Genomic DNA, 24028 nt, shown 5'->3' on the forward strand with positions numbered 1-24028 from the left:
CGACATGCTCAGCAAGCAGCTCAAGGATCCGGTATTCAACCCACGCTGGCGTCGCCTTGCCGTGGTCGCGTCCTGCGGCGCCTGGACCATCTTCGATCTCTGGCAGCGCAATATCGGATGGGCGGTTTTCTTCGGGGCGCTCACCGCCTACACCGCCTGGCACTTCCTGGTGGTCTGGGAAGACCAGCCACCCCGTGACAAGGACGAGGCCGCCTGACCATGTCTGACCTGCTCATCAAACCCAGCGCCGGCAGCGGCCGCGTGCACCACGTCACGCCGCAGAGCGCCGGCTGGTCCTACGTCGGTTTCTCACTCTATCGCCTGAGCCCCGGGGAGATCGCCCATGACCACACGGGCGATACTGAGGTGATCCTGGTGCTCGTTGAGGGTAAGGCCCGCATCAGCGGCGCGGGACAGGACTGGGGCGTGCTCGGCGAGCGTATGAATGTCTTCGAGAAAACGCCGCCCCACTCGCTCTATCTGCCCGGCGGATCGGAATGGACTGCACAAGCGGAGACACACTGCACGCTGGCCGTCTGCGCAGCCCCCTGCCGGGGCGGCCATACGCCAAGACGGATCGGGCCGGACGGGATTGAACTGCTGCAACGTGGCGAGGGCCAGAACCTCCGGTTCATCAACAACATCGCCATGGAGCACGAGGACTACTGCGACAGCCTGCTCGTCACGGAAGTCTTCACGCCCGCGGGCAATTGGTCCTCCTACCCGAGCCATCGCCACGACGAGGACGACTTCCCACGCATCACCTACCTGGAAGAGACCTACTACCACCGACTCAACCCGGCCCAGGGCTTCGGCGTCCAGCGCGTCTATACCGAGGATGGCAGTCTTGACGAGACGATGGCCGTTGCCGACGGCGACGTGGTGCTCGTCCCGCGCGGGCATCACCCCTGCGGGGTGCCCTATGGGTTCGAAATGTACTATCTGAACGTCATGGCCGGGCCGCTGCGGCGCTGGCGGTTCCAGCCCGACCCGGCGGTTGCCTGGCTGCTGGGAGGCGATCGCTGAGGGCGTCCTCAGATCGAACCCGCATCCACCATGTAATTGCTCGCCGTGCACATCCGGGCGTCGTCCGATGCCAGGAAAAGCACCATGCGCGCGACATACACCGGATTGATGAGATCCGGCAGACACTGCCGGTCGCGGTGCTTTTCGATTGCCTGTGGCGTCACCCACAGCGCACGCTGGCGTTCTGTCATTATCCAGCCCGGGACCACCGTGTTGACTCTTATCCGGTAGTCGCCCAGATCACGGGCCATGGTCCGAGTGAGGCCGTGCACGGCTGACTTTGCGGTGGTGTAAGCCGGCATGTCGCCACCGGCCTCCCACCAGCTATTGGACCCGAGGTTGATAATGGAGCCACCGCCCGCTTCGATCATGCCCGGCGCGACGGCCTGGATTGCAAAGAACATGTGCCGGATGTTCGTCGCGAAACGCTCATCCCAATAATCCTCGGTCACCTCCCGCCAGTCATGGCGGTCGTCGCGTCCGGCATTGTTCACCAGCACGGTGGCGGGACCCAACCGCTCGGCAAGGCGCTTGAAGGAGGCCCTGAGCGCCGCGACATCCCGCAGATCGCAGGCCTCGAACACGACGTTTTCACCCAGCCGGGCGGCGAGCGCCGCGCCCCGATCGAGGTCAAGATCAATAAATCCGACGCGGGCGCCCTGAGCGGCGAACGCGGCGGTGATCTCCTCACCGATGCCGGAGGCACCACCCGTAACGAATACGGTGGTGCCCGCAAGACCCGGATATCGGGCAAAGGCGGTATTCTGCTGATCAGTCATAGCGCTACTGCATCGTTGGCATGACGAACTGATTATCGCTGCGCACGCCGCGTGGCCAGCGGGCCGTGATCGTCTTCATGCGCGTGTAAAAACGAACGGCATCCGGGCCATGAGCATGCAGGACGCCGAATCGCGAGCGCTTCCAGCCACCAAAGCTGTAAAACGCCATCGGTACCGGAATGGGGACATTGATGCCGACCATGCCGGCCTCGATGGCTTGGGCATAGGTGCGGGCCGCATCGCCATCACGCGTGAAGATCGCGGTGCCATTGCCGAACTCATGACCATTGACGATCGCGGCCGCCTCATCGAAATCGGCCGCCCGGACAACCGAAAGGACCGGGCCAAAGATCTCCTCCCGGTAGATCCTCATCTCAGGCGTCACTCGGTCGAACAGGCAGGGTCCGAGGAAGAAGCCGTGGGAATGGCCGGGCACCTCGATGGCTCGACCATCATGGACGAGCGCCGCGCCTTCCTGCACGCCGATCTCGACATAGTCGGCCACCTTCTGACGGTGCTCATGGGTCACCAGAGGGCCCATCTCAGGCTCGTTGCTGTCAAGACCGTTGCCCACCCGGAGCCCGGCCAGACGGGACTGCAGAGCCGCCACGAGCCGGTCTGCCGTTTCCTCGCCGACGGGCACGGCCACCGAGATGGCCATGCACCGCTCGCCTGCCGATCCATAGGCAGCCCCCATCAAGGCGTCGGCCGCGCCGTCGATATCCGCATCGGGCATGACCACCATGTGGTTCTTGGCACCGCCGAGCGCCTGAACCCGTTTGCCATGAGCGGCACCCGTGGAGTAGATGTGCTCGGCAATGGGCGTTGAGCCGACAAAACTGATGGCACCGACCCGGTCGTCCGTGAGCAGGGTGTCGACGGCCTCGCGATCACCGTTCAGCACATTGAACACACCCGCCGGCAGTCCCGCCTGCGCGAGCAGCTCGGCCAGCATCATGGGCAGCGTCGGATCCTTCTCCGAGGGTTTGAGGACGAAGGTATTGCCGCAGGCGATGGCAATGGGGAACATCCACATCGGCACCATCGCCGGGAAGTTGAATGGCGTAATCCCGGCACAGACGCCCACCGGATGCTGCTGCGACCAGGAGTCGACATCGGTGCCCACGTCAATGGAGTGCCCGCCCTTGAGCAGATGGGGAATGCCACAGGCGAACTCCACGACCTCGAGCCCCCGGATCACCTCGCCGCGGGCATCCGAGTAGACCTTGCCGTGCTCACGGGTGATGGCCTCGGCCAACCGTGGCAGGTTGTCCTCCAGCAGGGCCTTGAACTTGAACATCACTCGCGCCCGGCGCAGCGGCGTTATGGCCTGCCACGCGGGGAAGGCCTCCGCCGCCGCGGCAATCGCCTCGCGGGTGCGGTCAGCGCTCGCGAGCGCGACGGACCCGGTCTGCTCACCCGTTGCCGGGTTATAGACCGGAGCACGCCGCCCCCCCTCATCTCGGACGATCGCGCCATTGATGTAATGATTGATTTCAGTGATGGCCGGGGCTGACATGCGCTATCTCCTCTCGAGCACCTTATTCAGGGTGTTATGTTTATTCCGAATAATACATTTTAGCAATTTTTGTTGCAGATGCGCCATGAGAGAAATCGATCACCATGGCCGCCGCGGCGCGGTGTCGGCCGGCAAGGGGCGATGTGACGCTGGCGAGCGTCGAGATGGGAGGGTCGTCGGAGAGCCGCTCAGCCGTCGTAGGGGTGGCGTCGGATGATCGTGTCCCGTCGGTCGGCACCGGTGGAGACGATGTCCACGGGCACGCCGCAGAGCGCTTCGATCCGCTCGAGGTAATCGCGCGCTGCCGCTGGGAGATCCTCGTAGCGCTGCACGCCCAGCGTGGAGGACTGCCAGCCGGGCAGCTCGACGTACTCCGGCTCGCATTCGGCCAGCGCTTCAGCGCCGGTGGGCAGGACATCGCTGCGCTGAGATCCGCAGCGATAGCCCGTGCAGATGCGCAGCGTATCAAGCTCATCGAGGACATCGAGCTTGGTCATGCAAAGCCCCGAGATGCTGCTGATCTCCACGGCGCGACGCATGGCCACGGCATCGAACCAGCCGCAGCGCCGCGGGCGTCCGGTGGTCGAGCCGAATTCATGGCCGCGGCGGGCCAGGTGCTCGCCGAGGTCGTCAGAGAGCTCCGTCGGAAACGGCCCCGCACCAACCCGGGTGGTGTAAGCCTTGGTGATGCCCAGCACATAATCGAGCTCGAGCGGACCCACCCCCGTGCCGGTCGCCGCCGCCCCGGCGGTGGTATTCGACGAGGTCACGAACGGATAGGTGCCCTGATCGATGTCCAGAAGCGTGCCCTGGGCGCCCTCGAACAGGAGATTGTCACCCGCCTTGCGGTGGGTGTGCAGTAGATGACTGACGTCGGCCACCATCGGCTCGAGTTCAATGGCCACCGAGAGGCACTGCTCCTGGATGGCCTGGAAATCCTGTCCGGATTCGCCGTAGTACTGCTTGAGGATGAAGTTGTGATAGTCCAGCAGCTCACCGAGCTTGGCCGCCAGCCGCTCCCGATGGAAGAGGTCCCCCACCCGGATACCGCGCCGCGCCACCTTGTCCTCATAGGCCGGACCGATACCACGGCCCGTCGTGCCGATCGCCGCCTTGCCACGGGCCTTCTCCCGGGCCTGGTCGAGGGCGACATGCGAAGGCAGGATCACCGGACAGGCCGGACTGATGCGCAGTCGCTCCCGCGCAGGGACGCCGGAGGCCTCGAGGGCCGCCAGCTCGGTCATCAGTGCCTCCGGGGAGAGGACGACACCATTGCCGATGAGGCAGAGCACGTCGTCCCTGAGGATCCCGGAGGGAATGAGATGAAGCACAGTCTTCTCGCCATCGATGACCAGCGTGTGCCCGGCGTTGTGTCCGCCCTGGAAACGTGCCACCGCCGATACCCGATCGGTGAGCAGATCCACGATCTTGCCCTTGCCCTCATCCCCCCACTGGGAGCCGATGACTACCACGCTTCTGGCCATTGTATTCCCCGTTATCTAAAGCGGATCGACCCGCCAGTCGCCATCCGTCGTGGATGACAGACGGCGATCACATCCCATCTCTGCCGCTTCGCCCTCGTGCCCCGGCAAAAGCCAGACCACGGTCTCGCCGGATGCACGCAGCGCGTTGATTTTTCTGCGCAGCGCCGCATCGCCATGCCATGGAGCCGCGATCGCCCCGGCTGCCTCGCGCCCGTCATGCCCATTCGATGTCACGCGATACAGCGCCTTGAGATCAGCACTGAAGCCAGTGGCCGGACGCCCCCGTCCGAACACGGCGCCGATATCGTCATAGCGCCCGCCCCGGGCGAGCTCACCGGATACGCCCGGCGTATAGGCGGCAAACACCACACCGGTGTGGTAGCGATAGCCACGGAGCTCGCCAAGATCGAAATGCAGCGTCACGTCGGGCAGGGCAGCCGCCAGCGCTTCGGCGATCCGCTCGAGGGCATCCAGCGCCTCATCAACCGCCTCACCGGCCCCTTGAAGGCACGCCCGTGCCTCGGCGAGGACCTCCGGACCGCCGCTCAGCGAGGCCAGTGCCGCCAGTCGCCCGCGGGCGGATGCCGACACATCCAGCGCGTCGAGCAGCTCGGCAATATCGGCCGTCGCCTTGCGCTGCAGGGCGTCCCAGAGCCGGGCCTCGGCGTCTGCGTCGAGCCTGGCTGCGGCACTCAGCCCCCGGAAGATCCCGACATGGCCCAGATCGATATGCAATGCCTCCACACCAGCCTCGGCGAGCAACTCGGCCATCAGCGTGATGACCTCCACATCGCTTTCGATCCCGGCATGGCCGTAGAGCTCGGCGCCCATCTGCAAGGGGTTGCGGGAGCCGTCGGCCCCCTCCGGCCGCGTCCGCAGCACGGTGCCGCTGTAGCAGAGCCGCACCGGGCCATCGCGACGCAACTGATGGGCATCGATGCGCGCCGCCTGCGGGGTGATGTCGGCCCGTACCCCCATCAGACGCCCACTCAGTTGATCGGTGAGCTTGAAGGTCTGCAGGTCCAGATCATGCGCCACACCGGAGAGCAGCGCCTCGAGATATTCAATCGCCGGCGGCATGATCAGTGCGTAGCCCCAACGCGCGCAGCGCTGGAGACAGGACTGGCGGAGCCGCTCCAGGCCCTCCGCGGCAGGCGGCAGAAGCTCTTCCACCCCATCGGGCAGCAGCCAGGGGTTGTGCTTGCCCGCCAGTTTGTCGTTCATGGCTCCCCCTCAGCGGACCAGGTAAAGCAGCAGGACCCCCGCCAGCATGGTGCCCAGCCCTGTCAGTCGCAGTGCCTTGTCATTGTGCTGGACGATCGAGAACAGCGCCCGACGCAGGGTGCGCGGGCTCACGAAAGGCAGGATCCCCTCGATGATCAGCAGCAGCGCGACCGCCGTGAGAAGATCCTGCATTCCGAACCCGTCAATCAGGGCTGCAGGGTGTCAAGCTGGTCGAAGTAGCGGAAGAACTCCGATTCCGGCGACAGAACAAGCATGTCATCCTGCGAGTTGAAGGTGTTCTCGTAGGCCCTCAGGCTCCGGTAGAACCGATAGAACTCCTCATCGGCCCCATAGGCCTCGGCATAGATCGCCGTCGCTTCCGCATCCGCCTCACCGCGAAGCTCCTCGGCCTGTCGCTGTGCCTCGGCGAGTATCTCCGTGCGTCGGCGGTCCGCGGCAGAACGAATGCGCTCGGCCTGCTCCTGACCCTCAGCCCGGAACTCACGCGCCACCTGTTCACGCGCCGCGACCATGCGGTTGAACACCGACTCACTGACGCCCTCCGGCAGGTCGACACGCTGGAGTCGGACATCGAGTACCGAGACACCCAGCGAATCACCGGCTCTCTGCGCCTGCTCGGTGAGGATGGCCATGATCTCGGCGCGGTCACCGGAGATCACCTCCTGGACCGTGCGCTTGCCGAATTCCGCCCGCAGTCCGTCGCGGATGATCTCCGACAGACGCAGGTTGGCCCGCCGCGGGTTGGCGCCCACGGTGACGTAGTACTGCTCGACATTGTCCACGCGCCACTTCACGAACGAGTCGACGATCAGGTTCTTCTGCTCGCTGGTCAGGAACCGCTGCGGGCTCTCATTGAGGGTCTGGACCCGGGCGTCGACCTTGCGGACGTTGTTGACGAACGGGATCTGGAAGTAAAGACCCGGCGTGAAGTCGGTACGGACCACCTCACCCAGCCGGAACTTCAGGGCCCGCTCGGTTTCCTTGACGGTGAAAGTGCCGAAGGTGATCCCCACGATCAGCAGGACGATCACCACCGCGCCGATGGTAGTCAGACGATTCATCAGCGTGTCTCCCGCATGCGCAGCGAACTGCTTGATGTGCCGCTGCTCTGTGTCCGGTTCGAGCCCGTGTTGCTCGAGACGGCGTTATCCATTGACGGCGTCCCGTCGCTCCCCGCGCTACCGCCGGTGGCCCCGCTGGAGCGCATCATCCGGTCGAGCGGCAGGTACATGAGCTGCTGGCTCGACTCGTTGTCGATCAGCACCTTCGCCGAGCTGCCGAGGACACGCTCCATTGTGTCGAGATAGAGACGGTCACGCGTCACACGCGGCGCCTTGGCATATTCCTGCTGCTGCTGCGAGAACCGGCTCGCGTCACCCTCGGCCCGCTGCACGATACGCGCCACGTAACCCTGGGCTTCCTCGCCGATACGCGCCGCCTGACCCTGAGCCCGTGGGATCACCTCGTTGCGATAGGCCTCGGCCTGGTTGATCAGCCGCTCCCGATCCTCACGCGCCTTGATGGCATCCTCGAAGGCCGGCTGCACCTGCTCCGGCGGCTGGGCGTCCTGGATGACGACCTCAACGACCTCAATTCCGACCTCGTACTCCGCCATCGCCTCGACCACCAGTTCGCGCGTTCGCTGCGCCACCTCGGTCCGGCCCTCGGTGATCACGAAGTCCATGCGCCGTTTACCCACGACTTCGCGGAGCGCACTCTCGGTGACTTCCTTGAGGGTCTGCTGCGGGTCGACGAAGTTGAATATGAAATCCGCCGCGTTCGACACCTGGTACTGCACCGCGAGCTGGACGTTCACGATGTTCTCGTCCTCGGTGAGCATGAGCGCCTCGGAGAGGACCGGTCGCGTCTGCTGAGCGGAGACCGCCTGATACCCGATGGTGATCCGCCGACGGCTGGAGACGTCCACTGTCTGGACCGATTCGATGGGGTACGGCAGATGCCAGTGCGGCCCGGGCATGGCGATCGACTGATAGGCGCCGAACCGCGTGACCACGCCGCGCGTCCCTTCGTCGATGATGTAGATGCCGGAGAGGATCCAGACGGTCAGCAACAGGCCCGCGATGATGCCGACACCCTTGAGCCCGGGCGTTTTACCCTTGCCCCCATCATCGCCGCCGCCAGCTCCGCGGATGCCACCGCCGCGTTTGCCGAACAGGCCCTCCAGACGCTGACGCAGCTTGCGGATCGCCTCGTCCAGGTCAGGCGGCCCCTGGTTGTTGCCGCGTCCGCCCCCGCCACTGCTCCAGGGGTCGCGGTTGCCGCCACCGGGTTCGTTCCAGGCCATGCAAATACTCCAATGTTATGCGGTCAGCGCCGTCGCCGGCCCCAGCCGCGTGATTCTAATGAGCCACCGCACCTACCGGCAAGTTGGCATCGGCAAAAGGCATGAGTTCCGCGGCCAACCCTTCGTGCCGGTAGAGCCGCTCGAGTTCCCGTCGCGGCAGCTCAACCGCGAGCCGGACATGACCCGAGTCGGTGTAGCGCTCCTCGAGGACATCGCCCAAGGCGTAGAAACGCGCCCGCAGGCGTCCTTCCGACGGACTGAGCTCGATCACGCCACGCGCCTGCTCGGCGCTCACACGCTCGGCAATGACCTCGTGAAGCAGCCCCAGCCCCTCACCCGTGGCCGCGGACAGCCATACCGCCACGGCCTGACCGTCATCGTCGCGATCGATCCTCGGCGCCATGCCCCGAGCGTCGATCTTGTTGTAGACACGCAACTGCGGCACATCATCGGCGCCCAGTGCCTGCAGCACCGACTCCACCTCGGCCGCGTTGTCCTCCCGGGCCGGATCCGCGGCATCGATCACGTGCACCAGGAGGTCCGCCTCCACCACTTCTTCCAGCGTCGAGCGGAATGCCGCGACAAGCTGCGGCGGCAGATCCCGGATGAACCCGACGGTGTCGGCCAAGACCGCCGCCTCACCGCCGGCGAGCTCGATGCGCCGCAGCGTAGTGTCCAGCGTGGCGAAGAGCTGATCCGCCGAGTACACGCTGGAGTCGGCGACCCGGTTGAACAGTGTGGACTTGCCGGCGTTCGTGTAACCCACCAGCGAGACGGCTGGCAGATCACGGCGGCGGCGCGCCTTGCGTCCCTGATCACGCTGCCGCCGGACGCGCCCGAGCCGTTTCTCGAGCTGCCGGATGCGGTTGCCCAGCATCCGGCGGTCCAGCTCGAGCTGGGTCTCGCCCGGGCCGCGCAGCCCGATGCCACCCTTCTGGCGCTCCAGATGGGACCAGCCGCGCACCAGGCGGCTGGCGATATGCCGCAACTGCGCCAGCTCCACCTGGAGCTTGCCCTCGTGAGAGCGCGCCCGCTGGGCGAAGATATCGAGGATCAACCCGGTACGATCGAGCACGCGGCAGCGCAGCGCGCGCTCGAGATTGCGCTCCTGGACCGGCGACAGGGCATGGTTGATGAGCACGAGGTCCGCCTCGTGCGCCCGTAGCATCCCGGCGAGCTCTTCGACCTTGCCCGGCCCCACATAGGTCCGCGGATCCGGCTTCCGGCGTCGCCCGGTCTGGCTGGCAACAACCTCTGCACCAGCGGATTCGGCCAGGGCATGGAACTCGCGCAGGGCATCGTCGGCGTCGACAACGCCACCATCCACCTGCACCAGCACCGCCCGCTCGCCCCCGCCGGGGCGCTCGAAAAGCTGCGATGGCGCGGTATCCGGACCCGCCGTGCGCTCAGTCTTCGTCGGCTTCGGGATTACGCTCCTCCTGCAACAGGCTGCGGACGTTGCGGGACGGGACAATCGTGGAGATGGCGTGCTTGTAGACCATCTGACTGATGGAGTTGCGCAGCAGGATCACGAACTGGTCGAACGACTCCACCTGGCCCTGCAGCTTGATGCCGTTGACCAGATAAATGGACACCGGAACCTTCTCCTTGCGAAGCGCGTTCAGAAATGGTTCCTGCAATGACTGCCCCTTCGACATAGTGCCGTGACTCCTTGATCGCTCGCGGCGGTTTTTCTTCTCAATCCTGCGCTCTAAATTACCACGTCCGGGAGGAGATCCCTAAGCCGCGCCTGACAGTCGCCGGCCCCGGAATCGAGCCAGTTCAGGTCCGGCTCCCGGCGCAGCCAGGTCATCTGCCGGCGCGCGAACTGCCGCGTGGCCGCAACACCCCGGAAGCGCAGCTCATCCCGCGGTATCCGGCCATCCAGCCAGTCCCAGACCTGCCGGTATCCCACCGCCCGCATGGCGGGCAGATCCCGATGCAGGTCACCCCGCGCCCGCAGTCCCGCCACCTCGTCGATGAACCCCTCGGCAAGCATCGCCTCGAACCGTGCGGCGATTCGCTCGTGGAGCGCGGCACGGGATGCCGGCGCGACAGCTATTCTGACCAGCCTGCCCGGCCAGGGTTCCGGCGCCGCCTGGGACTGCAGCGCACTCAGCGGCTGCCCGGTCAGTGCATGGACCTCAAGCGCCCGCTGGATGCGCTGCGCATCGTTTGGATGCAGTCGCTCGGCGGTGGCCGCATCCACCGCCGCGAGGCGCTGGTGCAGGGCGGGCCAGCCGACGTCCGCCGCCTCGCGCTCGAGATCCGCGCGGATCCCGGGGTCGGCGTTGGGCAGCCGCGAGAGCCCGTGCAGGAGCGCACGGAAATACAGCATCGTTCCCCCGACCAGCAGTGGCACCCGACCGGCGCGATGCGCGGCGTCGATCAGCACGCGGGCATCCCGGGCGAACTCCGCGGCCGAATACGCCTCGGCTGGATCACGGATGTCGATCAGCGCGTGTGGAGCCCGGGCCTGCACTGCCGGGTCAGGCTTGGCGGTGCCGATATCCATGCCACGGTAGACCATCGCCGAGTCGACGCTGATCAGATCAAGCCCGCCCGCGGCGTGAAGCGCCAGGGCCAGATCGGTCTTGCCGGCGGCCGTCGGGCCCATGAGACAGATCACCGGCGGCTTTTCGGCCTGCCCCCTGCTCATCGGCCACGCAGGAAAAGCCGATCCAGATCGGCCATCTCGAGGGCCACCCAGGTCGGCCGGCCATGATTGCATTGATCGATATTGGGCGTGCGCTCCATCTCGCGCAGCAGGTTTTCCTGCTCCGTCAGGGTCAGGCGCCGGTTGGCGCGCACCGAGCCGTGGCAACCCATGGTGGCGAGCAGATGGCGCTGCCGTGCCTCGACGGCGGCCATGCCCTCATGAGCGCGCAGATCGGCGAGGACATCCCGAAGCAGGGCCTCACCATCGGCCCGGGCCAGCAACGCGGGCACGGTCCGCAGACGCAGTTGCTCGGGCCCGGCCCGGTCCACCTCCAGGCCAACCGCCTCGAGGAGCGCCCGACTGTCCTCCGCGAGATCGGCCTCGCCCGGCGTGACCGCCACCGCCACCGGCATCAGCAGGGGCTGGCGCGCGATCCCTTCCTGTGCGTACTGATGCTTGAGACGCTCGTAGACGATGCGCTCGTGGGCAGCGTGCATGTCGACCAGGATCAGGCCCGTGGCGGACTCGGCCAGCACGTAGACACCATGTATCTGGGCCACCGCATGACCGAGCCGTGGCACCCCCTGCCCGCCGGCACCCGTATGGTCCGGCTCGGCCTCGCCAGCCGGCGTCGCATCCGCTGGCCCGGCATAGACCGCCCTCGCCTCGGCGACGGGCAGTGGCAGATGACCGGGCCGGGGCGCGGCGTGGAACGCCGGCCGGGACGCCAGCCCGCCGCGTACATCGCCTCGCCAAGGGGCGGACACCGACACCGATTCAACCCGCGCATCGGCATCCCCGGCCTCGGCCGACGACACCGCCGCCGCGGCACCGCCATGCGCCAGCGCGCGGGTGATCTGCCGGTGGAGAAAATCGAACACCAGGCGGCCGTCACGGAAGCGCACCTCATGCTTGGTGGGATGCACGTTCACATCCACCAGCGCCGGATCCATCTGCAGGTGGAGCAGATAGGCAGGGAAGCGGTCCTTGAAGAGCACATCAGCATAGGCCCGGCGCAGGGCCTGTGTGACCAGCCGGTCACGGATCATCCGACCGTTGAGATAGACATACTGAAGATCCGGCTGACCGCGGGCCGCGGTGGGCAGACCGATCCAGCCCTGCAGCCGCAGTCCGGCCGCCTCGGTATCCAGGCGCAGGGCGGCCTCGGTGAAGGCATGCCCCATGAGTTCGGCCACGCGCTGTTCGCTGCGCTCGGCGGGGAGCGCCGGCAGGTGCAGTAACTCACGGCCATTGTGAGTCAGCCGGAACGCCACCTCCGGCCGCCCCAGCGCCACGCGGCGGACCAGTTCCTGAATGTGGCGCAGCTCGGTGCGCTCAGTGCGCAGGAACTTGCGCCGCGCGGGGACCGAGTGGAACAGATCGCGCACTTCCACCGTTGTGCCGGGTGGATGGGGGGCGGGCACCGGCGTGCGCTCATCACCCGCCGCAAGCATATGGCCATGATCGGCATCCATCGGACGCGAGGTGATCCTGAGCGCGGCGACCGAGGCGATACTCGGCAGGGCCTCGCCGCGGAATCCCAGGGTGGCGATATGCTCGAGGTCATCCAGCGCGGCAATCTTGCTCGTGGCGTGAGACTCCACCGCGAGCGCCAGATCCGCCGCCGCCATGCCGCGGCCATCATCGCGCACCCGGATCAGCCGCGTGCCCCCGGCTTCGATGTCGACCTGGATCGCCCCCGCCCCTGCGTCCAGCGCATTCTCCAGCAGTTCCTTGAGCACCGAGGCGGGCCGCTCGATGATCTCACCGGCAGCGATCTGGTTGACGAGTTCGGGGGACAGACGGCGGATGCTCATCCGCACATTATGCCGTCGCACGGCGCTGGGGAGGAAACCGGATCAGGGGATACGCAGCGTGCGGCCGGCAGTGATCATGTCGCCACCGATGTCGTTGACGCGGCGCAGCGCGCCAACGCTCACCGCGTGACGCTGCGCGATGGCCGAGAGCGTGTCACCGCGGCGCACCATATATTCGCTGTCGTCCACCTTGAGGGCCAGCTCCGGGCGGGTCCGCGACACGTACGCCTTGACACCATGGACAAGGCCATCGGCGAGCTGGCGCTGGTAGGCCTTCGACCTGAGACGCCGCTCCTCATCGGGATTGGAGATGAAGGCGAGCTCCACCAGCACCGAGGGCATGTCGAGTGACTTGAGCACCGCGAAGCCCGCCTGCTCCACATCCCCGCCGTGCACGTCACCCAGCGCGTCGAGCTCCTCGATGAGAACACGCGCCACGTCAACGCTCTCCTCCACCGTATGCGCCCTCGACAGATCCACCAGAACGGACGCGAGCTGCTCATCCTTGTCCGCCAGCGACACGCCACCGATCCGGTCGGCGCGGTTCGCGCGTTGGGCGAGGACCCGGGCCATCTCGCTTGTTGCCCCGTTGCGGGAGAGCACGAACACCGATGAGCCCTTGACGCGGCGGTCGTGGAAGGCATCGGCATGCAGCGAGATGAACAGGTCCGCCCCCGACTCGCGGGCCTTGCGGGTGCGGTCACGCAGCCCGATATAGTAATCCCCGTCCCGGATCAGCACGGCACGCAGCCCGTCGACGGCGTTCACCCGGTTGGCCAGCTTCCGTGCCACCGCCAGCACAATATCCTTTTCGTACGTGCCAGCGGCACCGATGGCACCGGGGTCTTCACCGCCATGACCGGCATCGATGGCCACCACGAATTCCCCGGTTCGGCCTGACTCGGCGGTGCGCACCGGGGCATCGCCGCGCCCGCCCGACGATCCGTCATCGACCCCGCCACCGACATGGTTGAGATCCACCACCAGGCGGTGGCCATAGTTCTCATTCGGGGCCACCCGGAAACTCTCCGTGGCGAGCGCGCGATCGAGGTCGAACACGATGCGCACGCCATCGTCCCGACGTCCGCTGCGGATCCGCCGAATCGGCCCTTCATCGCGAATGCCCTCCAGCAGCGCCGGATCGAGGCGGGCATCCGCGAGATCGATGACCGCCCGATGCGGGCCCTCAAGGGTGAAGAGCTCATGATCAGTCGGCGAACTCAGATCAAGGACGACCCGCGTGTGATCCGGGCCGTTCCACGTCCGGACGTCCTCCACCACCGTCTCAGCCAGCGCGGTGGCCGGCGCCAGTAGAAGTGCAAAAACCATTGCCAGGACGCGCATCGTCCCCCCATTCCCGGAATTCTTTTCTCCAGTACGCCACAGCGCTGCGGAGATTTCAACAAAAACCCTTGGCTCGATAGGAGGATAGGGTGATGTCTTAGTCTACTGGATCAAGCATTCTGCGCAGATCCGACCACTCCCCGGAGAATGCCTCGAGATGCGCCATGCGTCCGCTGTCCGATAACGCCAGGTGCACATGCAGTCCCGGCGCGGGAAGAACGCCCTCGCCCCGCTCCGGCCACTCCACCAGCAGCAGCCCCGCATCGAGGAGCTCACGCAGGCCGATGAACTCGAGCTCTTCAGGATCCGAGAGCCGATAGAGATCCAGATGGAATACCGCCCCGCCGGAGAGCTCATAGGGCTCGATCAGCGTGTAGGTCGGGCTGCGTACCGCGCCCTCATGGCCCGCCCCGCGCAGGAACCCGCGGACCAGCGTGGTCTTGCCGGCGCCCAGATCGCCGGTGAGATGAACGCAGCCGTGCCGGGGCCGCTTGGCCTGGAGCGCGGCGCCCAGCGACTCGGTGGCCGCCTCATCGGGCAGATGAAGCGCTGTCGCTGTCATGGATTGACCACGCTACGCAGGGCATTGAGCAGGTCACCGGCCAGCAGACCGCGCTCGCCATCCAACGCCGCTCGATCCGCCGCCCGGGCATGGGCCTGGACGCCCAGACAGGCCGACGCCAGCGTGTCGAACCCCTGGGCCCGCAGCCCGGCGATGAGACCGGTGAGCGCATCTCCCATGCCACCGCTTGCCATGCCGGGGTTGCCCTCGGTGCAGACGCGACAGCACAGGCCATCGCTGATCAGGGTGCCGGCACCCTTCAGCACCGCCACGCCGCCATACTGACGGGCGATCGCCGTCACCGCGGCAAAGCGGTCCCGATCGATTTCCGCGATATCCGTATCCAGCAGGCGCGCCGCCTCCCCGGGGTGCGGCGTCAGCACCCAGTCATCGCGCCGGGTGGGCGCCTGCGCGAGCCAGTTGAGTCCGTCCGCATCCACCACCAGTGGTCGATCGCCATCACGGACCGCCTCGAAGAGGGCGCGCCCCCACTCAGCCTGACCCAGCCCGGGCCCCACCGCGAGCATATCGGCGCGTGCGAGCAGCGCCGCCAGCCCGCTGCCTGCCTCGACGCCGTGAACCATCAGCTCGGGCCGCGCGGCAAGGAGCGCGGCGACATGCGCCGGCCGGGTCACTACGCTGGTCAACCCCGCGCCGCTGCGGGCCGCGGCCTCACCGGCAATGCGCACGGCCCCGCCCATGCCAAGATCACCACCAATCACCAGGACATGCCCGAACGCACCCTTGTGCGCGGTGCGAGGTCGCCTCGGCAGCCCCGCTTCCAGCGCCTCCGCGCCCAGCAGGCGGGCCGAAGGCTCCATGCCGTCATGAACCGCGGCGGGAACCTGGAGATCATCGAAGACCACCTCACCGATGCAGTCGGCCGCCTCGCCGGTAAACAGCCCCTGCTTGAGCCCGATGAAGGTGGGCGTCAGCGCCGCCCGCACCGCGATCCCCATGACCTGTCCGGTCCGGGCACTGAGACCCGAGGGCACATCCACGGCGACGACTCGACAGTGGCTGGCGTTCACCGCTCCGATGGCATCGGCCATCGCGCCGCTCACCGGGCGATCAAGCCCCGTTCCCAGCAGCGCGTCCACCACCAGATCCGTTTCCGCCAGCCGCTCCGGGGAGAACGCCGCTGACGGAACGCGGGCGAGCGCCTCGTCGGCCGCCCGGCGCGCATCGCCGCTCAGGCCCGCCGGATCGGCGAACGGGCAGAGATCGACCGCCAGACCGGCATCCGCCGCCAGACGGGCGATCACGTAGCCATCACCGCCGTTGTTTCCCCCGCCGCAGAGCACCATCACCCGCCGCGCGTCGGGAAAGCGTTGCCGGATGAGGCGCCAGGTGGCCCGGCCGGCACGGGCCATAAGCACGCCGCCGGGGATGCCGTGGTCCTCGATGGCCCGCCGGTCGAGTGCGCGGACCTGTTCGGGTGTGTAGAGGGCGTCAGGCAATTCACTCATGCCCCGATTATAACGACTCTGCCGATCATCGGCGGGGAATCGCTACACTGGGGGCCATGGAACGCACGGCCGACATGCAACGCCTCCGCGACGATATCCGTCAATGGGCGGATGAACTGGGATTCGACGAGCTGGGCATCGCCCGACCGGCGCTCAGCGAGGATGAAGCGCATCTGCTGCGCTGGCTACGGAATGGCCGGCACGGCACCATGCGCTGGATGGGCCGGCATGGCGTCAAGCGCGCCCGGCCCGAGCGCCTGGTTCCCGGCACGGTGCGCGTCATCAGCGTGCGCATGGACTACCGCCCGCCGGACCTCGAGGCCGATGACGCCGTGCTCGCCGACGCGCGCCGGGCGTTCATCGCCCGCTATGCCCTCGGGCGGGATTACCACAAGCTCATGCGCAGGCGTCTACAGCACCTGGCAGACCGCATCGAGGCCGCCGTGGGGGAATTCGGCTACCGCGCGTTCGTGGACAGCGGCCCGGTCCTGGAGAAGGCCCTGGGCCGGAATGCGGGGCTGGGGTGGATCGGTAAGAACACGCTGCTGCTCAATCGCCACGCCGGCTCATATTTCTTTCTCGGCGAACTCTTCACCGACCTGCCACTGCCCGAGGACGGCCCCGTGGAGGATCTCTGCGGAAGCTGCCGGGCGTGCATCGATGCCTGCCCCACCGGGGCCATCACCGGCCCCCGTCAGCTCGATGCCCGGCGGTGCATTTCCTACCTGACCATCGAGCACGAGGGCGGTATCCCCGAGGACCTGCGCCCGGCCATCGGCAACCGGGTGTTCGGCTGTGACGACTGCCAGGCCGTCTGCCCCTGGAATCGCTACGCCCAACCGACGGACGAGGCGGACTTCCAGCCACGCCATGGCCTCGAGAGCGCCTCGCTGGTGGCGCTTTTCCGCTGGGACGAGACCACCTTCCTCAAGCGCACCGAGGGCTCTGCCATACGCCGCCTTGGGCATGAGCGCTGGCTGCGCAACCTCGCCGTCGCCCTGGGGAACGGCCCTGATGATCCGGAGGCGGTCGAGGCCCTGCGCGAGCGCCTCGACCATCCCTCGGCCATGGTCCGTGAGCATGTCCAGTGGGCCCTGACGCGGCTCAGTCGTCCCAGCGACGCGGCAGCGGCTCACCATTAGTCGGGTCGATATAGGTCTCGATCACCATGCCCTGCTCATCGACCATCGTCACCTCATAGGCGCCGTCATCGATCTCGATCTCATAGGGCGTGTAGCCCTGCGACTCGAGCTGCCCGGCCACCTCGACGAGGCTCATCCAGCCATCACGCGGCATGTCGTCGTCCCGATCATGCCGATCATCACCATCGGCAATGGCGATGCCCGCGCTCAAGAGCACGGCAGCGGCGAGACCACCGACCAGACCCGGGATCATGCGATTGCGATTCATAGTCAATACTCCTTGCGGTTTCTGCGAATGCAGCCCTGTGCTGCGGGGACCAATCTGCCACCCGCCGACTGACCGCAGCCTGACGGCGTCTGTCAGCGATCTGTCAGGTTGGGACGCGCTACACTGCACCCATGAGAGATGCGATACCGGCCCTCCTCCTCGTCGGGCTGCTGGCCGCGGGTGCGGCATATGCCGATGACGATCACATGCGCGCGCGCCAGGCGCTCGAGCGTGGCGAGGTCCTGCCGCTGACCGAAATCCTCGAGCGGGTGCGCGAGCAGTACCCGGGCCATGTCCTCGAGACGGAATTCGAGGTGGAGGACGACGGTTATCGCTACGAGCTGGAACTGCTCGATGAGGACGGCTATGTGCTCGAGATCGAGCTGGATGCCGCCACAGGAGAGATCCTCGAAGTCGAGCGCGAGGACGACTGATGCGGGTCCTGGTAGTCGAGGACGATCCGATCATCCGCGCCGATCTCGGCGATGCCCTCACCGCCGCCGGCTTTCTCGCCGAATCGTGCGGCGATGGGAACGAGGCGCTGTTCCGTGGCGATACGGAAGACTACGACCTGATCGTGCTGGATCTCGGCCTGCCGTCACTGGACGGGCTCAGTATCCTGCGCCAGTGGCGCGACAACGGCCGCGGCATGCCCGTGCTCGTGCTCACCGCGCGCGGCACCTGGAGCGAGCGGGTGGCGGGAATCGAAGCCGGTGCCGATGACTATCTGCCCAAACCCTTCCACATGGAGGAGCTCGTCGCCCGCGCCCGCGCCCTGGTGCGCCGGGCCGCCGGCCATGGCAGCGCGATCCAGACGCTCGGCGACCTGCGTCTGGATGCCAATCAGATGCGCGTCACGCAACGGGGCAAGCCGGTGAGCCTGACGGCGCTGGAGTATCGGCTGGTGGCCTACCTGTTCCACCATCGGGATCGAACCGTCCCCGTGACGGAGTTGCTCGAGCATCTCTATGGCGATGACGAGTCCCGCGACGTCAATGCCATCGAGGCGGTCATCACCCGGCTGCGTCGGAAGATGGGCGCCGAGGTCATCGGCAACCGTCGGGGTTTTGGCTACTACCTGCGCGGGACCGACGAGTGACCCGCAGCTCATTGCGCCTGCGCCTGGCGCTGGCGGGGGCGGTTGCCATCTGCCTAAGCCTCGCACTGGCCGGATGGGGGCTGACGCTGCTGTTCTCCGCCCATGTCGAGCGGCGCGCCGTTGGCGAACTGGAAACCCATCTCGATCAGGTCCTGGGTGCATTGGAGCGGGGCGCGAGCGGCGCGCTGATTCTCGGCAATCAACCCGCCGACCCGCGCTTCCGGCAACCCTATGGCGGGCTCTACTGGCAGATCGATACCGCGGGGGAGACGCTCCGCTCGCGATCGCTCTGGGACTGGCAGCTCACACTCCCTGCCCTCTCGCCCACGGACGGACTGGCGGTGTTGCATGACCTCCGGGCACCCGACGGCCGCCGCCTCCTCGGCGTGGAGCGCAGCGTCGTGCTCCCTCCCTCACTGGGTGGCGAGACCGTGACCCTTCTGCTGGCGATGGACCGCGACGCCCTGAGCGCGGCGACCCGGGGCTTCGCCGAGGATCTGCTGCCCTACCTCGCCCTGCTGGCGGTGGCGCTGATCGCTGCCGGCTGGCTCCAGCTCCGCATCGGTCTGCGCCCGCTCGGCGAGCTTGGACGGCGCCTCTCGGCGATCCGCACGGGCGATGCCGAGCGCCTCGGCGAGAATCTCCCCAGCGAGGTGAGCCCACTCGCCTCGGACTTCGACGCCCTGCTCGCCGCCCGCGAGGCGGAAATGCAGGCGGCCCGCCAGCGGGCGGGCGATCTCGCCCATGGACTGAAGACGCCCCTCCAGGCACTGCTCGGCGAGAGCCAGCGCCTGCGTCAGGCGGGTCACGAACAGACCGCCGAGAGCATTGAGCAGATCGTCGGCAGCATGCGCCAGCATGTCGACCGTGAGCTCACGCGCACCCGGGTGGCGAGCCGCGCTGGCGGCGCCTGCAGCGACGTCGCCGCGGTCGTCGCCCAGGTGGTCGATGTCATCGTGCGCACGCCGGCCGGTGCCCGTCTGGACTGGGATACATTGATGACGGGGGACGGCGGGCCCGGACCGACCGCCGGCGCGCCGATGCAGGCTGCGCTGGATCCGGCGGACCTCGCCGAGGCCCTTGGCACGCTGGTGGAGAACGCCGCCCGCTACGCGAGCCGGCGTGTGGAGATCACCGCGCGGATCAACGACGCCGCTCTGATCGAAATGGGCGTCCGGGATGATGGCCCCGGCCTGCCCGAGTCGGCCCTCACCGGGCTGCTCGATCGCGGTGCCCGGCTTGACGAGTGCGGGGGCAATACCGGCCTCGGTCTGGCCATCTGTCGCGAGATCGCCGAGGGTGCCGGGGGTGGGCTCACCCTTGAGAACGCCCATCCGGGACTCCGGGCACGGCTGACGCTGCCCGCGGTCCGCCAGGCCCGGCGCCAACGCTAACCGCGCCAGTCCCGGTAGCGCGCAATCAGCCCGGCGGTGGAACCATCCACCCCGTCCGGCGCCTGACCGCCGGCGATGAGGGGCTTGAGATCCGTGGCCAGCACCTTCCCCAGCTCGACACCGAACTGGTCGAACGCGTTAATCCCCCAGATGGCGGCCTCGACGAAGGTCCTGTGTTCGTAGAGCGCGATCAGTGCGCCGAGGCTGGAGGGCGTGAGCGCCTCGAGCAGGAGGGTGTTGCTCGGGCGATTGCCGGGACAGTGCCGCTCCGCGGCCATGCCCGGATCGCCCCGCCCCTGCATCAACGCCTGGCTCTGGGCGAAGAGGTTGGCCGTGAGCTCCAGGGGGTCGCCATGCTCACCGGCGACAGGCCGGGCCACACCGACGAAATCCACCGGCACGACATCGGTCCCCTGGTGCAGGGCCTGGAAGAAGGCGTGCTGGCCCGGCGTTCCGGTCTGCCCCCAGATGGCCGCCGCTGTGGGAAGGCTGATGGACCGGCCATCACGGTCGACGGACTTGCCGTTGCTCTCCATGACGAGCTGCTGGAGATAGGCAGAGAGTCGGCCGAGCCGCTCCGTGTAGGGTACGACGGCCTGACTCCGCCGACCGAGCAGCGTGCCGTTCAGCACCGAGACCAGGCCCATCAGCACGGGCATGTTCGAATCGAGCGGCGCCTCGGAAAAGTGCCGATCCATGGCATGGGCACCCGCCAGCAGCTCGGCGAAGGCGCTCGGGCCAATGCCCAGCATGATCGCGAACCCGACCGCGGACCAGAGGGAATAGCGTCCGCCGACCCAGTCCCACATGGGCAGGGCCAGCGCGGGATCCAGCCCCAGCTCGCTGACCCGCTCGAGGTTGGCGGTCACCGCCATGACCTGCCGCTCCAGCACGTCATCGGCAGGCACGCGGCGACGCAGCCAGGCCATGGCCTCGTGGGCGTTGGCCATGGTTTCCACCGTCCCGAAGCTCTTCGAGACCACCAGTACCAGCGTGCGCTCGGGATCACAGCACGCCATCGCTCGCTGTAATTCAACGCCGTCGACGTTGGCGACGAAGTGCACGCTCGGGCCGTCCGCCAGCGGCGCCAGCGCCTCGAGCACCAGTCTGGGCCCCAGATCGGAGCCGCCGATACCGATATTGATGACATGCTCGATGGGCTGGCCAGTGGCCCCGGTGCGCCGGCCTGTGCGGATCGCCTCGGCCAGTTCCGCCATGCGCGAGCGGGTATCTTCGACTTCCCGGGCAATGTCAGGCCCGGCCCAGCCGGTTTCGCCCGCCGGCACCCGCAGTGCGGTATGCAGCACCGCCCGGCCCTCGCTCCGGTTGATCGGCTCGCCGGCGAGCATCGCATCACGCAGCCGCGCGACCTCCCGGGCCCGGGCGAGCGCCAGCAGCCGGTCACGGGTCGCCCGGCTCAGCGGCTGCTTGCTGTAGTCGAACAGTATCCCCGCGGCGGTCAGCGAGAACGCATCGAATCGCGCGGCATCCTCGGCGAAGAGGCCGTTGATGGACTGCCTCGCAATGGCCTCCCTCGAGGCCCAGAGCCGCTGCCAGGTGTCGTCATTCGCCAGTGTATCCATTCCCTCCCCCTTGTCCGGAATGCGGGCGGCTCACCCGCACGTTGTCAATCAGCCGGGCACGACCGAGGTAGGCGGCCACCGGGATCACCAGTTCACGGTCCCCGGGCCCTGCCGGTGCCAGATCGGCCGCGCGGCGGATCTCGAGATAGTCCGGCGTCATGCCCGCCTCGCGGATCCGCTCCCACCCGTCAGCGAGAAGCCCCTCGAAGTCGTCCTCGCCGGCCTCCATGCGCGCGGCAAGATCGCGGAGCGTGCGATACAGCACCGGCGCCCGCTCACGCTCGGTGGGCTCGAGGTAGGCGTTGCGGCTGCTCATGGCAAGCCCGTCGGACTCCCGCGCGATCGCGCCGCCGACGATCTCCACCGGCAGACTGAGATCCTCGACCAGACGCCGGATGACCAGGAGCTGCTGATAATCCTTCAGACCGAACACCGCGAGATCGGGCTGCACCAGGTTGAGCAGCTTCGTCACCACGGTGGCCACGCCGGTGAAGTGCCCGGGTCGCGATGCCCCGCAGAGGATATCCGTCAACTCCGGCACTTCCACCCGCGTGCGCAGACTCGGCCCATCCGGATAGACGGCCTCCACGGCGGGGGCGAACACGACATCGGTATCATGGCGCCGCAGCGCCTCGCAGTCCGCCGTCCAGGTCCGGGGGTAGTTCTCGAAATCCTCGCCCGGCCCGAACTGCGTGGGATTGACGAAGATGCTCACCACGACGCGGTCGCTTTGACGGCGCGCCTCATCGACCAGTGCCAGATGTCCCCCGTGGAGATTGCCCATGGTGGGCACGAAACCGATGCGCTCACCCTGGCGACGCCATTGCGCCACCGTCTCGCGGAGTGCCGCGATGTCCGTGATCGTCCACATGAGTTACTCGAATCCGTGTTCCGGGCCCGGGAACCGCCGCGAGCGGACTGCCTCGACATATGCCTCGACGGCGGCCGGGATGCTGTCCCGCCCGGCCAGGAAATCGTGACTGAACTTCGGCGGCCGCCCCGGCGTGATACCCAGAATGTCCTGCAGCACCAGAATCTGGCCATCACAGTCCACGCCGGCGCCGATGCCGATCAACGGCAGACCGGTGGACGCCCGCACCCGCGCGGCCACCGGCGCCGACAGGCACTCCACCAGCAGAATATCGGCACCCGCCGCCTCCAGCGCCCGGGCGTCCGCCAGCACCTGTTCGGCGGCCTCCTCGCCCCGGCCCTGGACGCGGTAGCCGCCAAGCTGACCGACGCGCTGCGGACGCAGTCCGAAGTGCGCACAGACCGGCACGCCGGCCCGTGAGAGCGCCTCGACGATGGGCGCCTGCTCGGCGTTGGCCTCGATCTTGACCATATCCGCGCCGCCCTCTTTCATCAGCATCGCCGCACTCTCCAGCGCGGCCCGGCTGTCGTAGTCACTGAGAAACGGCAGATCCACCATCAGATAGGCACGATCCAGCCCGCGGGCGACGCAGCGGGTGTGATAGGCCATCTCCTGGAGCGTTACCGGCACCGTGCCGCCATGCCCCTGCATGACCATCCCGAGCGAATCGCCCACCAGCACGACGTCGACGCCGGCGCGATCCACAACGCGGGCAAAGCTGTAGTCATAGGCCGTCAGCGCGACGATCGGCGTGCCATCGGCCTTCATTCTGCGCAATGTCGAGAGCGAGATAGAACGTGTCATGGCCTCAGAGTACGCCCCTCTCCGGGTTGAAGTAATGCCGCCCGGTCCGGGCCAGCGCCATTTCCTCAATCAGCGATTCGAGATGATCGGCATTGTCCAGCGGATCGAAGGCGGCGGCGTTGACGATGAGTACCGGCGACGCCTGATAGTGATGGAAGAAATCGACATAGGCACCCGAGAGGCGCTCCAGGTAGTCGATGTCGAGACGCCGCTCCGGGCCGCTGGCATATCGCCGCAGCCGTGCCTGCAGCACATCGGCGGGCGCCTGCATATAGATCACCAGATCCGGCGCGGGCACCCCCGGCGCCAGGGTCTGCCAGACGCGGTCGTAGAGATCGAACTCGTGGGCATCGAGGTTGAGTTCGGCGAACAGGCGGTCCTTCGCGAACAGGAAGTCGGCGACATGGCGCGGCGCGAAAAGGTCGTTCTGCCGCATGCCGCTGAGCATTTCCGCACGCTGCATCAGAAAGAAGAGCTGCGCGGGGAACGCCCCCTCCCGCGGGTTTTTGTAGAAACGCTCAAGGAACGGGTTCTCCTGACTGCGCTCCAGCAGCGGCGTCGCCACCAGGCGCTCGGCGAGCTGCTCGGCGAGACGCGACTTGCCCACCCCAATGGGCCCCTCCACCACCACGTAATCCAGGCCTGGCGACGTCATGCC

25 protein-coding genes are annotated in these 24028 nt (G+C 67.3%); 6 read left to right on the top strand and 19 right to left on the bottom strand.

The genetic code is table 11. The features are described 5' to 3' along the window. Window positions 1–4 precede the first annotated feature (4 nt). Both V6X63_RS02555 and iolB read left to right on the top strand, forming a co-directional pair. Window positions 5–217, top strand: a complete 213-nt coding sequence (locus tag V6X63_RS02555) for a hypothetical protein (protein WP_367967021.1) — start codon at window positions 5–7, stop codon at window positions 215–217. A gap of 2 nt (window positions 218–219) precedes the next feature. Further along, a complete protein-coding gene (gene iolB, locus V6X63_RS02560) occupies window positions 220–1026 on the top strand; it encodes a 5-deoxy-glucuronate isomerase (protein ID WP_367978025.1) in 807 nt (268 codons plus the stop codon). An 8-nt stretch (window positions 1027–1034) separates the two neighbouring features. Here the strand turns inward: iolB and V6X63_RS02565 are convergent, their stop codons facing one another. From V6X63_RS02565 to V6X63_RS02630, 14 genes are all read right to left on the bottom strand, one after another. After that, complete coding sequence (locus V6X63_RS02565) at window positions 1035–1805, bottom strand: SDR family NAD(P)-dependent oxidoreductase (RefSeq protein WP_367967023.1); 771 nt, start codon at window positions 1803–1805, stop codon at window positions 1035–1037. Window positions 1806–1809: 4 nt separating this feature from the next. Continuing rightward, window positions 1810–3324, bottom strand: coding sequence for a CoA-acylating methylmalonate-semialdehyde dehydrogenase (locus tag V6X63_RS02570; RefSeq protein ID WP_367978026.1), 1515 nt, complete (start codon window positions 3322–3324; stop codon window positions 1810–1812). A 188-nt stretch (window positions 3325–3512) separates the two neighbouring features. Further along, on the bottom strand, window positions 3513–4808 hold the full coding sequence (locus V6X63_RS02575) for an adenylosuccinate synthase (protein ID WP_367978027.1): 1296 nt from the start codon (window positions 4806–4808) through the stop codon (window positions 3513–3515). A 15-nt stretch (window positions 4809–4823) separates the two neighbouring features. Next, window positions 4824–6032, bottom strand: coding sequence for an ATP phosphoribosyltransferase regulatory subunit (locus V6X63_RS02580; RefSeq protein ID WP_367978028.1), 1209 nt, complete (start codon window positions 6030–6032; stop codon window positions 4824–4826). A 9-nt stretch (window positions 6033–6041) separates the two neighbouring features. Further along, on the bottom strand, window positions 6042–6224 hold the full coding sequence (locus V6X63_RS02585) for a DUF2065 domain-containing protein (RefSeq protein WP_367967027.1): 183 nt from the start codon (window positions 6222–6224) through the stop codon (window positions 6042–6044). Between the two features lie 14 nt (window positions 6225–6238). Beyond that, window positions 6239–7114 (bottom strand): protease modulator HflC, encoded by an 876-nt coding sequence (gene hflC / locus V6X63_RS02590; RefSeq protein WP_367967028.1) that lies wholly within the window; start codon window positions 7112–7114, stop codon window positions 6239–6241. Then, the gene (hflK, locus tag V6X63_RS02595; protein ID WP_367967029.1) at window positions 7114–8358 is read right to left on the bottom strand and encodes an FtsH protease activity modulator HflK; all 1245 of its coding nucleotides are present in this window, start codon (window positions 8356–8358) and stop codon (window positions 7114–7116) included. The genes hflC and hflK overlap by 1 nt, the downstream gene beginning before the upstream one ends. A gap of 55 nt (window positions 8359–8413) precedes the next feature. After that, the gene (hflX, locus tag V6X63_RS02600; protein ID WP_367978112.1) at window positions 8414–9787 is read right to left on the bottom strand and encodes a ribosome rescue GTPase HflX; all 1374 of its coding nucleotides are present in this window, start codon (window positions 9785–9787) and stop codon (window positions 8414–8416) included. Continuing rightward, complete coding sequence (hfq, locus tag V6X63_RS02605; protein ID WP_367967030.1) at window positions 9765–10016, bottom strand: RNA chaperone Hfq; 252 nt, start codon at window positions 10014–10016, stop codon at window positions 9765–9767. The genes hflX and hfq overlap by 23 nt, the downstream gene beginning before the upstream one ends. Before the next feature lie 53 nt (window positions 10017–10069). Beyond that, window positions 10070–11017 (bottom strand): tRNA (adenosine(37)-N6)-dimethylallyltransferase MiaA, encoded by a 948-nt coding sequence (gene miaA, locus V6X63_RS02610; protein ID WP_367978029.1) that lies wholly within the window; start codon window positions 11015–11017, stop codon window positions 10070–10072. Beyond that, complete coding sequence (gene mutL, locus V6X63_RS02615) at window positions 11014–12834, bottom strand: DNA mismatch repair endonuclease MutL (RefSeq protein WP_367978030.1); 1821 nt, start codon at window positions 12832–12834, stop codon at window positions 11014–11016. Before mutL ends, miaA begins: the two co-directional genes overlap by 4 nt. A 42-nt stretch (window positions 12835–12876) precedes the next feature. Beyond that, entirely contained in the window at window positions 12877–14163 is a 1287-nt protein-coding gene (locus V6X63_RS02620) for an N-acetylmuramoyl-L-alanine amidase (protein ID WP_367967033.1), read from the bottom strand. Window positions 14164–14275: 112 nt separating this feature from the next. Continuing rightward, window positions 14276–14740, bottom strand: a complete 465-nt coding sequence (gene tsaE / locus V6X63_RS02625) for a tRNA (adenosine(37)-N6)-threonylcarbamoyltransferase complex ATPase subunit type 1 TsaE (RefSeq protein WP_367967034.1) — start codon at window positions 14738–14740, stop codon at window positions 14276–14278. Continuing rightward, window positions 14737–16209 (bottom strand): NAD(P)H-hydrate dehydratase, encoded by a 1473-nt coding sequence (locus V6X63_RS02630; RefSeq protein WP_367978031.1) that lies wholly within the window; start codon window positions 16207–16209, stop codon window positions 14737–14739. Before V6X63_RS02630 ends, tsaE begins: the two co-directional genes overlap by 4 nt. 56 nt (window positions 16210–16265) lie before the next feature. Here V6X63_RS02630 and queG point away from each other — a divergent pair, with 56 nt between their 5' ends. Further along, window positions 16266–17351 (top strand): tRNA epoxyqueuosine(34) reductase QueG, encoded by a 1086-nt coding sequence (gene queG, locus V6X63_RS02635; protein ID WP_367967036.1) that lies wholly within the window; start codon window positions 16266–16268, stop codon window positions 17349–17351. On the opposite strand, the gene V6X63_RS02640 is transcribed toward queG, so the two are convergent. After that, a complete protein-coding gene (locus tag V6X63_RS02640; protein ID WP_367967037.1) occupies window positions 17314–17619 on the bottom strand; it encodes a PepSY domain-containing protein in 306 nt (101 codons plus the stop codon). The two genes, queG and V6X63_RS02640, sit on opposite strands and share 38 nt — an antisense overlap. Window positions 17620–17750: 131 nt before the next feature. Here V6X63_RS02640 and V6X63_RS02645 point away from each other — a divergent pair, with 131 nt between their 5' ends. Genes V6X63_RS02645 through V6X63_RS02655 form a run of 3 tightly spaced genes read left to right on the top strand, consistent with a single transcriptional unit; the run spans window position 17751 to window position 20112 of the window. Further along, the gene (locus V6X63_RS02645) at window positions 17751–18053 is read left to right on the top strand and encodes a PepSY domain-containing protein (RefSeq protein WP_367967038.1); all 303 of its coding nucleotides are present in this window, start codon (window positions 17751–17753) and stop codon (window positions 18051–18053) included. After that, on the top strand, window positions 18053–18718 hold the full coding sequence (locus V6X63_RS02650; RefSeq protein WP_367967039.1) for a response regulator transcription factor: 666 nt from the start codon (window positions 18053–18055) through the stop codon (window positions 18716–18718). The genes V6X63_RS02645 and V6X63_RS02650 overlap by 1 nt, the downstream gene beginning before the upstream one ends. Next, on the top strand, window positions 18715–20112 hold the full coding sequence (locus V6X63_RS02655) for an ATP-binding protein (protein WP_367978032.1): 1398 nt from the start codon (window positions 18715–18717) through the stop codon (window positions 20110–20112). Before V6X63_RS02650 ends, V6X63_RS02655 begins: the two co-directional genes overlap by 4 nt. Here V6X63_RS02655 and pgi read toward each other — a convergent pair. From pgi to V6X63_RS02675, 4 genes are read right to left on the bottom strand one after another with little or no spacing between them, the layout of a single operon-like run. Beyond that, the gene (pgi, locus tag V6X63_RS02660) at window positions 20109–21695 is read right to left on the bottom strand and encodes a glucose-6-phosphate isomerase (RefSeq protein WP_367978033.1); all 1587 of its coding nucleotides are present in this window, start codon (window positions 21693–21695) and stop codon (window positions 20109–20111) included. The two genes, V6X63_RS02655 and pgi, sit on opposite strands and share 4 nt — an antisense overlap. Continuing rightward, complete coding sequence (gene panC / locus V6X63_RS02665; RefSeq protein ID WP_367967042.1) at window positions 21676–22566, bottom strand: pantoate--beta-alanine ligase; 891 nt, start codon at window positions 22564–22566, stop codon at window positions 21676–21678. Before panC ends, pgi begins: the two co-directional genes overlap by 20 nt. Window positions 22567–22569: 3 nt before the next feature. After that, window positions 22570–23370 (bottom strand): 3-methyl-2-oxobutanoate hydroxymethyltransferase, encoded by an 801-nt coding sequence (gene panB, locus V6X63_RS02670; protein WP_367978034.1) that lies wholly within the window; start codon window positions 23368–23370, stop codon window positions 22570–22572. Between the two features lie 4 nt (window positions 23371–23374). Next, window positions 23375–24025, bottom strand: coding sequence for a deoxynucleoside kinase (locus tag V6X63_RS02675; protein WP_367978035.1), 651 nt, complete (start codon window positions 24023–24025; stop codon window positions 23375–23377). Window positions 24026–24028 lie beyond the last annotated feature (3 nt).

Source organism: Spiribacter onubensis (assembly GCF_040838425.1).
Lineage (GTDB): Bacteria > Pseudomonadota > Gammaproteobacteria > Nitrococcales > Nitrococcaceae > Spiribacter > Spiribacter onubensis.

Bases quoted from the DNA above. Each gene is read 5' to 3' on its own strand.
- V6X63_RS02555 (WP_367967021.1), top strand. From the start codon at position 5: ATGCTCAGCAAGCAGCTCAAGGATCCGGTATTCAACCCACGCTGGCGT.
- iolB (WP_367978025.1), top strand. From the start codon at position 220: ATGTCTGACCTGCTCATCAAACCCAGCGCCGGCAGCGGCCGCGTGCAC.
- V6X63_RS02565 (WP_367967023.1), bottom strand. From the start codon at position 1,805: ATGACTGATCAGCAGAATACCGCCTTTGCCCGATATCCGGGTCTTGCG.
- V6X63_RS02570 (WP_367978026.1), bottom strand. From the start codon at position 3,324: ATGTCAGCCCCGGCCATCACTGAAATCAATCATTACATCAATGGCGCG.
- V6X63_RS02575 (WP_367978027.1), bottom strand. From the start codon at position 4,808: ATGGCCAGAAGCGTGGTAGTCATCGGCTCCCAGTGGGGGGATGAGGGC.
- V6X63_RS02580 (WP_367978028.1), bottom strand. From the start codon at position 6,032: ATGAACGACAAACTGGCGGGCAAGCACAACCCCTGGCTGCTGCCCGAT.
- V6X63_RS02585 (WP_367967027.1), bottom strand. From the start codon at position 6,224: ATGCAGGATCTTCTCACGGCGGTCGCGCTGCTGCTGATCATCGAGGGG.
- hflC (WP_367967028.1), bottom strand. From the start codon at position 7,114: ATGAATCGTCTGACTACCATCGGCGCGGTGGTGATCGTCCTGCTGATC.
- hflK (WP_367967029.1), bottom strand. From the start codon at position 8,358: ATGGCCTGGAACGAACCCGGTGGCGGCAACCGCGACCCCTGGAGCAGT.
- hfq (WP_367967030.1), bottom strand. From the start codon at position 10,016: ATGTCGAAGGGGCAGTCATTGCAGGAACCATTTCTGAACGCGCTTCGC.
- miaA (WP_367978029.1), bottom strand. From the start codon at position 11,017: ATGAGCAGGGGGCAGGCCGAAAAGCCGCCGGTGATCTGTCTCATGGGC.
- mutL (WP_367978030.1), bottom strand. From the start codon at position 12,834: ATGAGCATCCGCCGTCTGTCCCCCGAACTCGTCAACCAGATCGCTGCC.
- V6X63_RS02620 (WP_367967033.1), bottom strand. From the start codon at position 14,163: ATGGTTTTTGCACTTCTACTGGCGCCGGCCACCGCGCTGGCTGAGACG.
- tsaE (WP_367967034.1), bottom strand. From the start codon at position 14,740: ATGACAGCGACAGCGCTTCATCTGCCCGATGAGGCGGCCACCGAGTCG.
- V6X63_RS02630 (WP_367978031.1), bottom strand. From the start codon at position 16,209: ATGAGTGAATTGCCTGACGCCCTCTACACACCCGAACAGGTCCGCGCA.
- queG (WP_367967036.1), top strand. From the start codon at position 16,266: ATGGAACGCACGGCCGACATGCAACGCCTCCGCGACGATATCCGTCAA.
- V6X63_RS02640 (WP_367967037.1), bottom strand. From the start codon at position 17,619: ATGAATCGCAATCGCATGATCCCGGGTCTGGTCGGTGGTCTCGCCGCT.
- V6X63_RS02645 (WP_367967038.1), top strand. From the start codon at position 17,751: ATGAGAGATGCGATACCGGCCCTCCTCCTCGTCGGGCTGCTGGCCGCG.
- V6X63_RS02650 (WP_367967039.1), top strand. From the start codon at position 18,053: ATGCGGGTCCTGGTAGTCGAGGACGATCCGATCATCCGCGCCGATCTC.
- pgi (WP_367978033.1), bottom strand. From the start codon at position 21,695: ATGGATACACTGGCGAATGACGACACCTGGCAGCGGCTCTGGGCCTCG.
- panC (WP_367967042.1), bottom strand. From the start codon at position 22,566: ATGTGGACGATCACGGACATCGCGGCACTCCGCGAGACGGTGGCGCAA.
- panB (WP_367978034.1), bottom strand. From the start codon at position 23,370: ATGACACGTTCTATCTCGCTCTCGACATTGCGCAGAATGAAGGCCGAT.
- V6X63_RS02675 (WP_367978035.1), bottom strand. From the start codon at position 24,025: ATGACGTCGCCAGGCCTGGATTACGTGGTGGTGGAGGGGCCCATTGGG.